The organism is Empedobacter sp. ULE_I140, from assembly GCF_053482575.1.
The window spans coordinates 2,385,081-2,400,041 of the sequence record NZ_JBQMTX010000001.1; the positions used below are offsets into that span (position 1 = coordinate 2,385,081).

At 33.7% G+C, this 14,961-nt stretch carries 13 protein-coding genes and 1 rRNA gene; 6 read left to right on the forward strand and 8 right to left on the reverse strand.

Translation table 11 applies throughout. The features are described 5' to 3' along the window. Nucleotides 1–85: 85 nt before the first annotated feature. The 5 genes from ACTS9J_RS11365 to ACTS9J_RS11385 all read right to left on the reverse strand — a co-directional run bounded on the left by ACTS9J_RS11365 (nt 86) and on the right by ACTS9J_RS11385 (nt 6,870). Nucleotides 86–1,604: ribosomal RNA gene (locus tag ACTS9J_RS11365) — 16S ribosomal RNA — on the reverse strand. An 875-nt stretch (nt 1,605–2,479) separates the two neighbouring features. Further along, nucleotides 2,480–3,613 (reverse strand): efflux RND transporter periplasmic adaptor subunit, encoded by a 1,134-nt coding sequence (locus ACTS9J_RS11370; protein WP_291061751.1) that lies wholly within the window; start codon nt 3,611–3,613, stop codon nt 2,480–2,482. A 24-nt stretch (nt 3,614–3,637) separates the two neighbouring features. Next, complete coding sequence (locus ACTS9J_RS11375) at nt 3,638–4,894, reverse strand: ABC transporter permease (protein ID WP_038335695.1); 1,257 nt, start codon at nt 4,892–4,894, stop codon at nt 3,638–3,640. Continuing rightward, nucleotides 4,894–6,123: an ABC transporter permease gene (locus ACTS9J_RS11380; protein ID WP_038335694.1), complete on the reverse strand. Its 1,230-nt coding sequence runs from the start codon at nt 6,121–6,123 to the stop codon at nt 4,894–4,896. The genes ACTS9J_RS11375 and ACTS9J_RS11380 overlap by 1 nt, the downstream gene beginning before the upstream one ends. A 57-nt stretch (nt 6,124–6,180) precedes the next feature. Then, nucleotides 6,181–6,870, reverse strand: a complete 690-nt coding sequence (locus ACTS9J_RS11385; protein WP_038335693.1) for an ABC transporter ATP-binding protein — start codon at nt 6,868–6,870, stop codon at nt 6,181–6,183. A gap of 173 nt (nt 6,871–7,043) precedes the next feature. On the opposite strand from ACTS9J_RS11385, the gene ACTS9J_RS11390 reads away from it, so the two are divergent. Genes ACTS9J_RS11390 through ACTS9J_RS11400 form a run of 3 tightly spaced genes read left to right on the forward strand, consistent with a single transcriptional unit; the run spans nt 7,044 to nt 8,331 of the window. Then, complete coding sequence (locus ACTS9J_RS11390; protein ID WP_038335692.1) at nt 7,044–7,544, forward strand: GbsR/MarR family transcriptional regulator; 501 nt, start codon at nt 7,044–7,046, stop codon at nt 7,542–7,544. A 52-nt stretch (nt 7,545–7,596) separates the two neighbouring features. Then, a complete protein-coding gene (locus tag ACTS9J_RS11395; protein WP_115001203.1) occupies nt 7,597–7,944 on the forward strand; it encodes a hypothetical protein in 348 nt (115 codons plus the stop codon). Between the two features lie 12 nt (nt 7,945–7,956). Further along, on the forward strand, nt 7,957–8,331 hold the full coding sequence (locus ACTS9J_RS11400; protein WP_125349102.1) for a hypothetical protein: 375 nt from the start codon (nt 7,957–7,959) through the stop codon (nt 8,329–8,331). A 42-nt stretch (nt 8,332–8,373) separates the two neighbouring features. Here ACTS9J_RS11400 and priA read toward each other — a convergent pair whose 3' ends face one another. Next, nucleotides 8,374–10,833, reverse strand: coding sequence for a replication restart helicase PriA (gene priA / locus ACTS9J_RS11405; RefSeq protein ID WP_286496372.1), 2,460 nt, complete (start codon nt 10,831–10,833; stop codon nt 8,374–8,376). Between the two features lie 148 nt (nt 10,834–10,981). Here priA and ACTS9J_RS11410 point away from each other — a divergent pair, with 148 nt between their 5' ends. Together ACTS9J_RS11410 and ACTS9J_RS11415 are read left to right on the forward strand one after the other, a co-directional pair. After that, a complete protein-coding gene (locus tag ACTS9J_RS11410) occupies nt 10,982–11,293 on the forward strand; it encodes a hypothetical protein (RefSeq protein WP_115001209.1) in 312 nt (103 codons plus the stop codon). 69 nt (nt 11,294–11,362) lie between these two features. Continuing rightward, complete coding sequence (locus tag ACTS9J_RS11415) at nt 11,363–11,671, forward strand: hypothetical protein (protein WP_115001211.1); 309 nt, start codon at nt 11,363–11,365, stop codon at nt 11,669–11,671. 50 nt (nt 11,672–11,721) lie between these two features. On the opposite strand, the gene ACTS9J_RS11420 is transcribed toward ACTS9J_RS11415, so the two are convergent. Then, nucleotides 11,722–12,894, reverse strand: a complete 1,173-nt coding sequence (locus ACTS9J_RS11420) for a proline dehydrogenase family protein (RefSeq protein WP_115001213.1) — start codon at nt 12,892–12,894, stop codon at nt 11,722–11,724. A 132-nt stretch (nt 12,895–13,026) separates the two neighbouring features. Next, complete coding sequence (locus tag ACTS9J_RS11425; RefSeq protein WP_038335685.1) at nt 13,027–13,275, reverse strand: type B 50S ribosomal protein L31; 249 nt, start codon at nt 13,273–13,275, stop codon at nt 13,027–13,029. Nucleotides 13,276–13,569: 294 nt separating this feature from the next. Between ACTS9J_RS11425 and ACTS9J_RS11430 the strand changes: the two genes are divergently transcribed. Then, complete coding sequence (locus ACTS9J_RS11430) at nt 13,570–14,958, forward strand: hypothetical protein (RefSeq protein WP_257468169.1); 1,389 nt, start codon at nt 13,570–13,572, stop codon at nt 14,956–14,958. Nucleotides 14,959–14,961: the final 3 nt, after the last annotated feature.

Here is a 14,961-nt window from a genome sequence, read left to right on the forward strand (position 1 = left end):
TCTAACTATATATTAAATACTACAGAATAAAAAGCCGAATCAAAATCAATCTTCTTACAATAGAAGAAAATTCGTCGTTCTCTAAATATGAGATGTTCCAGCCGCACCTTCCGGTACGGCTACCTTGTTACGACTTAGCCCTAGTTACCAGTTTTACCCTAGGCAGCTCCTATTACGGTCACCGACTTCAGGTACCCCCAGCTTCCATGGCTTGACGGGCGGTGTGTACAAGGCCCGGGAACGTATTCACCGCATCATGGCTGATATGCGATTACTAGCGATTCCAGCTTCATAGAGTCGAGTTGCAGACTCCAATCCGAACTGAGATAAGTTTTTGAGATTCGCATCTTGTTGCCAAGTAGCTGCCCTCTGTACTTACCATTGTAGCACGTGTGTAGCCCAAGACGTAAGGGCCGTGATGACTTGACGTCGTCCCCACCTTCCTCGCGGTTTGCACCGGCAGTCTCATTAGAGTCCCCGTCTTTAAACGCTGGCAACTAATGATAGGGGTTGCGCTCGTTGCAGGACTTAACCTAACACCTCACGGCACGAGCTGACGACAGCCATGCAGCACCTTGCATTCTGTCCGAAGAAAAAACTATTTCTAGTTCTGTCAAATTGCATTTAAGCCTTGGTAAGGTTCCTCGCGTATCATCGAATTAAACCACATGCTCCACCGCTTGTGCGGGCCCCCGTCAATTCCTTTGAGTTTCATTCTTGCGAACGTACTCCCCAGGTGGGATACTTATAACTTTCGCTTAGCCACTGAACCCGAAAGCCCAACAGCAAGTATCCATCGTTTACGGCGTGGACTACCAGGGTATCTAATCCTGTTCGCTCCCCACGCTTTCGTCCATCAGCGTCAGTTAATGTTTAGTCACCTGCCTTCGCAATTGGTGTTCTGCGTAATATCTAAGCATTTCACCGCTACACTACACATTCCAGCAACTTCAACATCACTCAAGACTAACAGTATCAATGGCAGTTTCATAGTTAAGCTATGAGATTTCACCACTGACTGATTAATCCGCCTACGGACCCTTTAAACCCAATAAATCCGGATAACGCTTGCACCCTCCGTATTACCGCGGCTGCTGGCACGGAGTTAGCCGGTGCTTATTCTTCTGGTACCTTCAGCTACTTACACGTAAGTAGGTTTATCCCCAGATAAAAGTAGTTTACAACCCATAAGGCCGTCATCCTACACGCGGGATGGCTGGATCAGGCTTCCACCCATTGTCCAATATTCCTCACTGCTGCCTCCCGTAGGAGTCTGGTCCGTGTCTCAGTACCAGTGTGGGGGTTCACCCTCTCAGGCCCCCTAAAGATCATCGTCTTGGTGAGCCGTTACCTCACCAACTAACTAATCTTACGCATGCCTATCCTACTGCGATAAATCTTTCAAAATCTAATGATGCCATTAAATCTGTTATAAAGTATTAATCCTCCTTTCGAAGGGCTATCCTTTTCAGTAGGGCAAGTTGCATACGCGTTACGCACCCGTGCGCCGGTCTCTAGTTCCCGAAAGAACTATACCCCTCGGCTTGCATGTGTTAAGCCTCCCGCTAGCGTTCATCCTGAGCCAGGATCAAACTCTCCATTGTAATTTTTCTTTTGGTATTGCTACCTATGTTTTTACAACTTCGAATTTCCTATAGCTCTATTATTAAAGGATTGACTTCGTTTTATTCGGCTATTTTTTTCTTCTGTATATTTTATAATTTCAAATGAACTTCTCATCTTAGCAAACCCTCTCGGTATTTGCGGTTGCAAAGGTAATACTTATTTTTTTAACTAACAAATTTTATTTTGATAAATTTTAAAGCTTTTATTTCAATAAGTCAATTCTTACTTTTACTCCCACCCCCCCCTTTCTGAATCGGATTGCAAAGGTAATGCTTATTTCTAAACTCGCAAATTTATTTTTAAATAATTTTTGTCGCTATATAAGTCCTTATGTCAACTACAATACTACTCGTCTTTCGTATTGGGATTGCAAATATACGGCTGGATTATTCGTTTTTCCAAACATACTTTACTTTTATTTTACATTCTTTCCTTAAGTTATTGGTACAATGGAAAATATTTTTTGAAATGTTTAGATATGAGAACTGAGATATTAGATTTTTGACGAGAAAAGCTCTTTTTAAAAACTAAATTATAACGGGATAGATTTCTCGACAAGCTCGAAACGACAGGAAAATTAAACTTGTTAATTACTCAAGAATGCCTTTTAACTTCATAAAATGATTAGACGTTTTGCTTTTCTTACCAAAAAGAAAAGTAAAATGGATACTTTTGAGTTAACTATTCGGGAGGAATTGTCGCAAAGCGAGAATGAGTTATTCAGTATAGTTAATAATATAATGGATACGATGCTGATGACATCATAATTAAGTTTCTATAAAAAAGCTTTTTGATAAAATCGGAGTGACAGAATCAAAAAAAGGAGAACGCTTTATTCTCCTTTTGTATCTTATTAATGTGGACCGTTACCGTTTTTATCTTTTTCCAAATCGGTATTCCAAATTTTGATTTTATCTGTTTTTTTCAAGCCAGATTTTACTTGAACATTCACTCCGTCTGTAATTCCAAGAGTGATGTATTTCTTTTCGTATTTTGCATCTTGTCCTTTACCAGAAGTAAGAATCTCAACATATGGTTTTTGGTTTTCGTCGTAACGAACATGCGCTGATTTTACCAACAATACATTTTTTGCTTCCTGCGTTACAACCTCAGCATTTGCAGAATATCCCGCACGAATAAAGTTATCTGAATCTAATTGAACTGGTGCTTTAATCTCGAACTGAACTACTCCATTCGTTGCAACTCCTTGAGGCGAAATAAAATCAAGAATCGCTGTAAAAGTTTTGTTCGGAATTGCACCAATCGATACATTAATTTTCATTCCTTCTTTTAATTTACCAACCTCAGCTTCGTCAACTTTTCCTTGGAAAATCATTTTCTTAACATCAGCCATCGTAGCAATAGTAGTACCTGTAGAGAAATTATTAATCTCTTGCACCATATTCCCAACCTCAACAGGAATATCTAAAATCATTCCCGAAGTAGTTGCTGTAATACGTGTTGTTGCATAAGCTTCCAAACCAGGAGCAATACCCGTTTGCGCAACTTTGTAATCGTTTTCGGCAGCTTTTAATTGTTGTTGAGCTGACTTATATGTCGCATTTGCATTGTCATAATCTGCACGAGGCAAAACACCTTGATTATATAAAGTTGATGTTCGATTGAAATTACGACGTTCTTGATCGACCGTAATTTGAGCCGCTTGAATAGACTGACGAGCTGCATTTAACGACTGAACATTTGGAACAACTTTCAGTTCACAAATCAACTGACCACGCTCTACATATTGTCCTTCTGCAACATTAATCGATTTTATAACACCCGAAATATTTGGCTTAATTTCAATTGTTTCCAACGGTTTTACTTCACCAGTTGCAACAGCTTTCACCTCGATATTTCCCATAAAAGGCGTTGTCGTTTCATAAACTTCATTGTCTTGGCTATTCTTTTTACCGAAATACACAATCACACCGATTACAGCACCGATAAAAACGACAATCATCAAAATCTTTAGAATTTTTTTCATTCTTTTATATCTGTTAAGTTTTAGTTATTCATCTCTCAAAGCATCAATAGGTTTGATTTGAATTGCTCGTTGAGCAGGAATCAATCCCGCTAAAGTTGCCATAATCACCATCACTGCTAAAGCTGTAAAAAGTGTAAACAAATCGATTGACGCATTATATAAAGGTATGTTTTTATTTGATGGAATGATAATTTCGTTGAGAACCATTAGTAAAAGTGCTGCAAAAATAATTCCGCCTAAACCTGCAATTAATGTTAAAACTACTGATTCTAACAAAATTTGTCCTCGAATTTGAGCAGGAATTGCACCTAATGCTCTTCGAATTCCAAATTCTTTTGTACGTTCTGAAACTGTAATCAATAATATACTTGCAATCGCAATAACCCCGGAAAACAATGTCATCCCTCCTACAACAATCGCTAGGAACTGCATCCCTTTTACGAATTTCATAATCTTCCCAAGCATTTCACCTAAATTAAAACCTCCAATTCCTTGGTCGTCATCTGGAGAAATATTTTTAATCTGTTTCAGATATGTTTTTAATTCTTTTTCGAATGCTACAATATCATAATTATTAGGTAAACTCAAACTTAAATATTGAATCGTTTCTCCTTGATTGTATATTTTTTGAAATGTTGTAAACGGAATAAACACTTGATCTTTACTCTCTACAGGCGAAGAAGGTGTGTCGTAAACGCCGACAATTGTATAATAACTATCGCTAATTCTGATTTCTTTCCCTAAAGGTTTCGGTTTATCACCAAAAAATTGTTCGGCAACTTCAATTCCAATTACACAAACTTTCGATTCAGTTTTGATATCATCTTCATTGATAAAACGACCTTGAATAATATCTTTCCCAAACATTCGGTTTTGATCTGGATAATCTCCATTAACCGTGTAAAAATTATATTTTGTTCCGTAAGTTAATATTGAATTTGGTTTCGAGTTTCGAGGAGCTAACAACGAAATTTGAGGAAAACGAGCCTGAATTTGACGAACATCACTCATTTTCAATTCAATTGTGCGACCTTTTTGAAATCCTTGATATGGCATCGATGTTGTCCCTCCCCAAACAAATAATGAATTGGTTGCGGCATTTGCCAAATTACGGTCAAAACCATTTTGCAAACCGCGTGTTACTCCTAACAATAATACAAATAAGAACATTCCCCATGCAACACCAATCATTGTCAAAATAGTGCGCAATTTATTTTTGCGAATCGCCGCGTAGACTTCGCTCCAAGCATCTGGATCAAAAACAAATTTTATAAAGTTCATTATTCGTCTCTTAAAGCATCAATAGGTTTAATACGTGCTGCATTCAAAGCTGGAATTAATCCAGAAACTGTTCCTGCAACAAATAAAATAATACAAGCCATTACCAACGAATTAGTTTCTACACCTGGATTATAAATAAAATATTCTTCTAAGCTATCTCCAATATTTTCTACAACAAGTGCCGCTAAAGCAATTCCTATTGCTCCGAAAATAATTGTAATCATAATTGCTTCTTGTAAAATCAGTCCCAAAACATTGGCTGGTGTTGCGCCTAAAGCTTTTCGAATACCAATTTCTTTGGTACGCTCTTTTACACTAAACACCATAATATTTCCGATACTTACGATTCCTGCAATCAAACTTCCTCCACCAATTACAAATACAATAATTGTCAGAATCAAGAAAAATTGATTGGTATCTTCCATTGCATCAGCCGCATTTCGCACCCAAATTCCACCATAATCAGAAGGTGCAACATTATGTCGACCTTTTATATTATATTCAATTGCATTTGCAAGTTTAGAAATGTCAGCCAAAGCCATTCCATCTTTTGGTGTTACAATAATCGATGATACTTTATCTGTAGCATAAATCGTTCTAAACGTTGTAAAAGGTGCATACAAAGCACGCTCGGCATTATCACCACCATCTTTACTTTCGAAAACACCAACCACTTGATACATACTTGAACCTAATTGCAAATACTTACCAATCGCAATCTGATTTGGAAAAAAATCTTGCGCAACCAATCGTCCAATAACAATTGATTTGGACTGATTCTCCATATCTTTTTTATTGATAAATCGACCAAGCGTTACATTTTCATTAATCATTGATTCATATTCTGGATAAACTCCAGTAATTGAATAACTTCCTGAATTAGCTTCATTTCTAATCGTATCACTTTTCGAAATTGTACTTACAATCGATTTTATTTCATCTGGAAAAGAATGTTTAATAAAATCAAAATCTTTTACATCCAATTCAATTGTACGTCCTTGTTTGAAACCATTGTAAGGTTCTGTTGTTGTACCTCCGTTAACGGTAATATTTAATGAATTTGCTTTGAAAAATTCTTGTTGAAACCCGTTCTGCAAACCATTTCCCAATCCATACAATGTAATAAACACAAAAAGCGCCAAAGCGATTGTCAAACCCGACAATGCTGTACGCAATTTATTACTTGCAATGGACGACCATATTTCGCTCCAACGGTCTGTATCAAACATATTTTATATTTAAGATTCTTTGATTTATGATTTACGAAGTTTGAGATTCGAAAATCATTAAACTCTTACTTGTTCTACTTTTTCGTCACTTACAATTACACCATCTTTAAGACGAACAATACGTTTACACATATTTGCAATATCATCTTCATGCGTCACCATTACAATTGTTTTACCTTCGTCATTAATTTCTTGAATCAGGTGCATTACTTCTTGCGAAGTCTTTGTATCCAGCGCTCCTGTAGGCTCATCCGCCAATAACAATTTTGGTTTTGCAGCCAATGCACGCGCAATTGCAACACGTTGTTTTTGTCCACCCGAAAGTTCATTTGGCATATGAGTAGCCCAAGGCTCCAACCCCACTCTTTCCAGATAACTAAGCGCTATTTTATTTCGATCCGATCGTTTTACTTTTTGATAATACAACGGTAACGCTACATTTTCTAATACATTTTTGAAACTAATTAAATTATAAGATTGAAAAATAAATCCTAAAAATTTGTTTCGATAATTAGCCGCTTTAGTTTCGTTTAACTTCTCAATTCTAACACCGTCCAATTCATAAATACCTGTATCATGCTCGTCCAACATTCCAATGATATTCAATAAAGTTGATTTCCCCGAACCCGAAGATCCCATAATCGCAACAAATTCGCCTTCCGTAATCTCAAGGTTAATTCCTTTGAGTACGTGAAGTTTGTTTTTTCCCATTATGTAGGATTTATTTAAATCTCGAATAGATATCATAGATTGTTGTAAATTTCAATAAAGATAACAGATAAGTCGAAATTATAAGAAAAATGTTACAAGCAAGTTTAAGATTTATCTTATAAATAGCGCTAAAATATTTTTCAAAATTAATTTTCAATAATTTTTGAAAGTATAGAAATTTATATATATTTGTGTAAATAATAATTGCAATGAAATTAGAAGAATCAAAAGAAAAATTTGTTCAAACTTGGGGAACTTTCGCTGTTAACTGGGGAATAAATCGTACTATGGCACAAGTTCATGCATTATTATTAACGTATAATGAACCTATTTCTACAGATCAAATTATGGAGGAATTACAAATTTCTCGCGGAAATGCAAATATGAATTTGCGTGCTTTGATGGATTGGGGAATTGTAAGAAAAGAATTGATAAAAGGAGAACGTAAAGAATATTTTGTTGCCGATAAAGATGTTTGGTATTTATTCAAACAAATTACAAAAGAACGCAGAAAGCGTGAAATAGAGCCGGTAATTGATTTTTTAGAATCATTAAAAAACATCGACGATCAATCTGATGATGCAAAAGAATTTGCAAAATTATTACAAGATTTATCTTCTGTTTCGACAAAAATCAATAATATAATGGACCTTGCTATCAAATCTGATGAGCATTGGTTGGTAGGAAAAATCACGAATTTGATAAAATAATCAATTCGTATTTTTTTGAATCACAAATTTCAAAAATTATTGAAAATTCAATATGTATAATATTATTTCGTATATCATTTATCTGATTATTACTTTCTACATCACCATTTTTATTGGTTGGAAAGTGTATAAAATTGGTTTTGTGTACTTGACAAACTTAATCGATAATCATTCTGTTTGTCAATCGATTAATAATCTTTTATTGATTGGATACTATTTGGTCAATTTAGGTTTTTCGGCAATAAGTTTACAAAACTGGGAACAAGTTGACTCCATTACCATCATGTTTTCTTCATTGTCCTACAAAATTGGATTTATATTATTAATCCTCGGAATATTACATTTTATTAATTTATCAATTATTTATATCGCAAGAAAAAGCAAAAAAATAAACACTTAAACACAGCAAATTATGACAAATTACAATCTAATTGCATATTTGGTTTACTTACCAGTGGCAATATTAATGACAATCGCAGTTTCTAACGTTTTATTCAAAAATGGAAAAATATTTATGTACGATATTTTCCATCAAAAAGAAGATATTGCAAGCGCAACAAATTCATTATTCAAAATTGGTTTTTATCTTTTGAATATCGGTTTTGCCATGCTAATTGTTTACATGACTTCTATCGCAACAACCGAAGATTTGATTGTAAAATTAAGTACAAAAATTGGTAGTTTCGCCATTTATTTAGGAATAATGTTGATGCTAAACCTTTTCTTATTTATGAAAGGCAGACGTAGATCTTTGCAACAACAATATTTAAGAAGTTTAGAATCTTAACAAGAAAACCTCCCAAAAGTTAACTTTTGGGAGGTTTTTATTTTAAACTGGATCAACATCAACATCAATTCGTACCGAACGAAAAGCTGCAATTGTATGCAATTGATCTATTTTTGCTTGAATTAAATCTTTTACTTTTTGAGGTGATTGATTTGGTCTAATTTTAATCATCACATCTGTAATATATAAATTATTGATTCTTCCAATCGAAGGCGTTTCTGGACCAAGTAAACATTTTGCATCAAAACTTGGTTTAAGCAAAACGACTAATTGAGCCGCCGTTTTATCCAAACGCTCTTTATTTTTATGCTTGAAACGCAACTTGATTAACCGTGAATAAGGAGGATACAAAAATTCTTTTCGCTCATACAAAATATCTTTCATCGTTGGTGCATAACTGTAGGTTGTGACATTTTGCAAAATCTGATGTTCTGGCTGAAAAGATTGAATCAATACTTTTCCTTGTTCTTGACGACGACCTGCACGACCAGAAACTTGCGTTAACAATTGAAACGCTTTTTCGTGCGCTCTAAAATCAGGAAAATTTAACAAAGAATCTGCTCGAATAACACCAACAAAATTAACATTTCCAAAATCAAAACCTTTTGTAATCATTTGCGTTCCAATTAAAATATCAATTTCTTTGTTCTCAAAATCTTCGATCAATTTTTCGTACGCAAATTTCCCTCGCATCGAATCGACATCCATTCTTCGAACTTTTGCTTCAGGAAAAATTGTTTGAACTTGCTGTTCTATCTGTTCTGTTCCCAAACCTTTTGTATTCAATTCGTACGAACCACAACTCGGGCAACGCAAAGGTTTTGCTTGTGCATAACCACAATAATGACATTTTAGTTGATTCGAGAATTTATGATATGTTAAACTGACATCACAATTTGGACATTCGGGCGTATGACCACACGTATTACATTCCATAATTGGCGCATATCCACGACGATTCTGAAATAAAATGACTTGCTTTTTTTGATGCAATTGATTGAAAATTTCATCACGAAGTGTATGCGAAATATCTTCTGTAATTTCTTTTTCCTTTTGCGCTTTTTTGAGGTCAATCAAATTAATTTCGGGCAATTTTATACTCCCAAAACGTTCAGTTAATTCGACATAACCATATTTTTTATTTTTCGCATTATAATAACTTTCAGCCGAAGGTGTCGCTGAACCTAATAAAACCTTCGCATTCATCATTCCTCCAAGCAACATCGCCATATCGCGCGCATGAAAAAATGGTTTTACATCCATTTGTTTATAAGAAGATTCGTGCTCTTCATCCACGATAATCATTCCTAAATTATCAAAAGGCAAATACAACGCTGTTCGTGGACCAATGATAATATCAAAATCGCCATTCAAGGTTTTCTGCCACAATTCTACACGTTCATTTTGATTGAATTTCGAATGATAAACTCCTACTCTTTCTCCAAAATGTTTTTTGATTCGATGAACAATTTGAGTTGTCACAGAAATTTCTGGTAATAAGTACAACACTTTATTTCCTTTCGCAATTACTTGTTCCATCAATTTTAGATAAATTTCTGTCTTTCCACTTGATGTTACACCATGTAATAAAACGGTTGATTTATCCTTAAAATCTTCTTTAATTTGATTTAAAGCTGCAATTTGTTTCAAGGTCAATTCAGCAATTTCAGCAACTTCTTTCTCATCTTCATCTACACGAGAAGTTTGATGTTGATAAATTTCAACTGCTCCTTTTTCTGCTAAAGATTTAAGTACAGCATTTGTCGCACCTTGTTTTATAAAATCTGCAACTTTTAGCGGTTTTTCTTGCGATTGCGTTTCTAACGTAATCAATTGCAACAAGGTTTCGCGCTGTTTTGGTGCTTTATTTAATTGATTTAAAATCTCGATAAAGGCAGTTTCATTTCCTTTTAAATCTGGATGTAATCGGACATAATTATCAATTTTTGGCGTATATTTTTCGTTCAGTTTTTCATCTAACCGAATAATTCCTTTATCAATTAATAATTTAAGTGTTGGAATTGCTGATTTCTCGTCTACAATTAAAGCTGCTTCTTCAACTGAAATGATTTCACGCAATTTCAACGCTTCAAAAACTAAGAATTCATAATCATTTAGCTCTTCAATTGTTTCATAATTTGGATTAATTAATCGAACAAAAGTTTGAGATTCTAATTTTAATGCAGAAGGAAAAGCATTTCGAAAAACATCGCCCAGTGAACACATATAATAATTCGCCATCCATTCCCAAAAATTAATTTGCGTTTGCGTCACCAAAGGTTCATCATCCAAAAAAGCATGAATCGCCTTTGTTTTGTATAATTCTGGCGCATTTTGATGAATAGAATGTACAATTCCTGTATATAATTTTTGCGTTCCGAAAGGCACGGAAACACGCTGACCAACTTTAATTTGCTGTAAATCAATTTCAGAAAGATGGTATGTAAATGTTCCATTTAATGAAAGTGGTAAAATAATTTCGGCAAAATAATTCGTTGTCATTTTATATGATTAAAAACGCAAGTTAAACATTTTTTTGTGTTAAGAATGAAGATTACAATTGCTTAAAATTTCACAAATTATTAATATTTCATTTTCAGATAGTTTGAAGAATTAATACTAATTTTAAGAGAATTCAAAAACTATCATTATGTTACATGCCATTTTAGATCAGATTTCGGAATCGGAAAAACCAATTATAAAAATCATTTTCAGAAATGATGATACGCGTGTTGTTGCTTTTGGACTAAAAAAAAGTTTGAAATTAATCGATCATCAATTACCTGTAAATGCAAAAATTTTAATGCTGAAAGGTGAAATAGAAATTGATTCAAAAATTGAGATTGTCAATTTAAAAGAATTTGACGAATATATTCTTCCTCCAAAAGTTATTCATCAAGTGACTTCCTTACAAGATTCGATGATGTTGGTTATTCTAAATTTTAATAAAAAAAGTTTTTAAAATATAGTTAAACTCTATTTATTTACACTATAAAAAACTTTATATTTATGATTATTAATTTATCAAAATATGAAACTACTTTTCTCATTAACTACTCTCCTTACCTTAGCCCTATCTTCTTGCAGTACAAGTATTAAACACGATCGATTATTTACTGGAACGATTGTGAGAGATTGTACAGGAACTTACATTCGTGTTGATGACAAAGAGGATTATTTGGTTTGTAACAATGAAATATTTTCAGACAAAAAAGAAGGTGAAACCGTGAGTGTTATTTATGATTTTGAAAAAACATGCAAAGAGTTAGAAAATAAAGCAACTTGTATGATGTATCATGAACATAAAGGCAAGATTAGAATCAAGAAAAATAATAATTAATCAAAAAATCCACTCAAATTGAGTGGATTTTTGCTTTATATAAAATACGATTATTTCGATTTTTTACGACGCTCTAATTCTTTTTCAATCAGCATCAATTCGCGTCCTGTTTGTCCTGCAACAGAAGTGTTTTCTTGTGCTCGACGAACCAAGTAAGGCATTACTTCTTTGATTGGCCCGTAAGGTAAATATTTTGCAATATTGTATCCTAAATGCGCCAAGTTGAATGAAATATTATCACTCATTCCAAATAATTGTCCAAACCAGAAATTTGGATTATTTTTCTCAATTCCGTTTTCGTTCATCAATTTGATTAACAATTCGCAACTTTCTTCGTTGTGCGAACCTGCGAATAAACCAAAACGCTCGTGATGAGAAGCAATAAATTCTAACGCTAGATTATAATCTCTATCCGAAGCTTCTTTGTTTGGTTGAATTGGAGATGGATAACCTTCGGCTTGCGCACGTGCACGCTCTTTCTCCATATATGCTCCACGCACAATTTTGAATCCTAAGAAATATCCTTCGCGCTCTGCTTTTGCATGCATTTCTTTCAAATAAGCCAAACGATCATGACGATACATTTGCAACGTATTCCAAACTAATGCACGTTTTGTGTTATATTTCACCATCATTTCGTCAGTCAAATCATCTGCAGAACCTTGCATCCAAGTTTCTTCTGCATCTACCATGATATTAACATCCAAATCATATCCTTTTTGACATACTGCCTCGAAACGTTGACGAATATTAGCCCAAGATTTTTCTTCTTCTGCAGTTAACGTTTGTTTCTTCCCTACTTTTTCAAATAATTCGATTCGACCAAATGCAGTTGGTTTAAATACTACAAATGGAATTGATTGATTAGATTTTGCTAAATCAACCAAGTGTAACATAACGTCACGAACTTCGTCAAATTGTTTTTCTTCTGTTAATCCTTCGATAGAATAATCTAAAATAGAACTTACGTGATATTTAAATAATTCATTTGCGACAACCACACCTTGTTCTGCCGTTTCTCCTCCTACAAATTGTTTGTAGATTGTTTCACGAATTACAGGTTTTACGAATGGGATATCTACCGCAAATGGTAAATTAAAAAACTTAGTTCCAAAACTTGTCAATGCGGGGCTTCCGATTAACTTGTATAAGTAATACGCTTTCTTTAAATCTTTATCTGATTTCGATTCGAAAGCAAACTGTGTATTGTCGAATAAAGACATGTGAGTTAACTATTTTTTGTGTTAATATAACGTTACAAATTTATAATTAAAACCTGATTAAACTAAAAAAACCTACAAGAAATTCTTGTAGGTTTTTGATATATTTTAAAGATTGCAAATAGTTGCCTATTCTTATCCTTTTTTAGCGTATTTGCTTCTGAATTTGTCGATACGTCCTGCAGTATCAACCAATTTAGTTTTACCTGTGTAAAATGGGTGAGATGTAGAAGAAATCTCCATTTTGATTAATGGGTACTCTACTCCGTCAACAACTAATGTATCTTTAGTATCAGCACAAGATTTTGTGATGAACACATCTTCGTTAGACATATCTTTGAATGCTACCAAACGGTAATTTGTTGGGTGGATATCTTTTTTCATTTTTTTAATCTTCTTTGTTAACTTTATTGGAGTGCAAAGATAATATTATTTACAGAATGTTACAATCAATTTTATTGAAAAAACATTTAAAACAATACATTAAGCAAATTTAATTTCGAGTGTAATGGGCTTCTTAAAATTAAACCTGCACTTCTTGTACACATTTTTCGTGGTGCAAATATAAACATTTTAGTAATTCGTACAAATATTTTTGGTGAATCTATTCATAAAAATCTATTTTTTATCTTTGTCCATCTACAATAAAACCTATTATTTGCTGTTTAAACTTATATAATGAATCATAATTTTATGAACGTAAAAACATTAATCGCCGGACTTGGTATTGCTTCTTTGATTGGTTTTCAATCTTGTCGCGATGATTTTGACTATGATCCAATTAGTTCTGAATTGCGCTTTAGCAAAGATACCGTTTCCGTAGATACCGTATATAATTTCTCTAAATCTGAAACCTATCTGCTTAAAATTTATAATCCTGAGAATGATGATCGCGTGATTCCAAAAATATATTTGACACGTGGAAATAATTCATTTTTCAATATAAATGTAGACGGAAAAGCAGGAACAAGTTTCGAAAATGTGCCGATTCGCAAAAAGGATAGTTTATTTATTTTTGTTGAAGTAAATGCTCAAGAAGCGCCTCTTAATCCGCTTTACGATGACGAAATTAACTTTAAAACAACCAATTCTTCTAAAAAAATCAAGTTACTTTCTTGGATAGAAAAAGCTAAAATTCATACAAAAGATGCTACAATTTCTTCTGCAAATTGGAATATGGACGAAGCCCAAGTAATTGACGGAAATTTAACTATTACAAGTGATTTAACAATTGATAAAGGTGCAAAAGTTTATTTCAAAAAAGGAGCAAGTTTAACAGTTGGAAACAATGCAAAACTTACTGTAAATGGAGCTTTGAATGAAGAAGTGAAATTTCGTTCAGCTCGTCATGATAATAAATACGATTCGATTCCTGATCAATGGAACAAAATCGAACTAGCTCCAAATAGTACATCAAAAATCAATTATGCAAAAATTATTGGTGCAGATACTGGTTTACACGTAAATAATTCGAAATTAGATATTAGTAATGCTAAAATTGTTAATAATCAATCGTATGGAATTTTAGCAACAAACGCTACAATTACAGGTTACAACTTGGTGATGAATAATAGTAATTTGGCAACTTTAGCAATAGAATATGGTGGTTCGTACGAATTTTATCATTCTACTTTTGCCAATTATTACAATTTTGCGACAAGTGCTGGTCCAGCTTATTCGCTTTTCTTGAGTAACGAAAACAATGATAAAAATGTTTCGGCTTTGACAAAAGCAACGTTCGGAAATTGTATTATATATAATGAACGCACGCCAAATGCTATTTTATTGGATAAAAAAGATGGTGCGGCTTTCAATTATTTATTTGACACCAATGTTATTCACAATGCGGATACTTCAGTATTAAATGTGACAACTGCGCCAAATTTCTTGGCAAGTATTACGTTAGATCCGATGTTTGAGAATACAAATTATTTCGCAAATAAATTAGCTGTGAAAAATGAATCACCTGCTAAAGGGAAAGGAAAAATATCTTTTGCGCAACAATATCCGTTAGATTATAACGGACAACCTCGAGGAACAACTCCTACAATTGGAGCATTTCAATAAAAT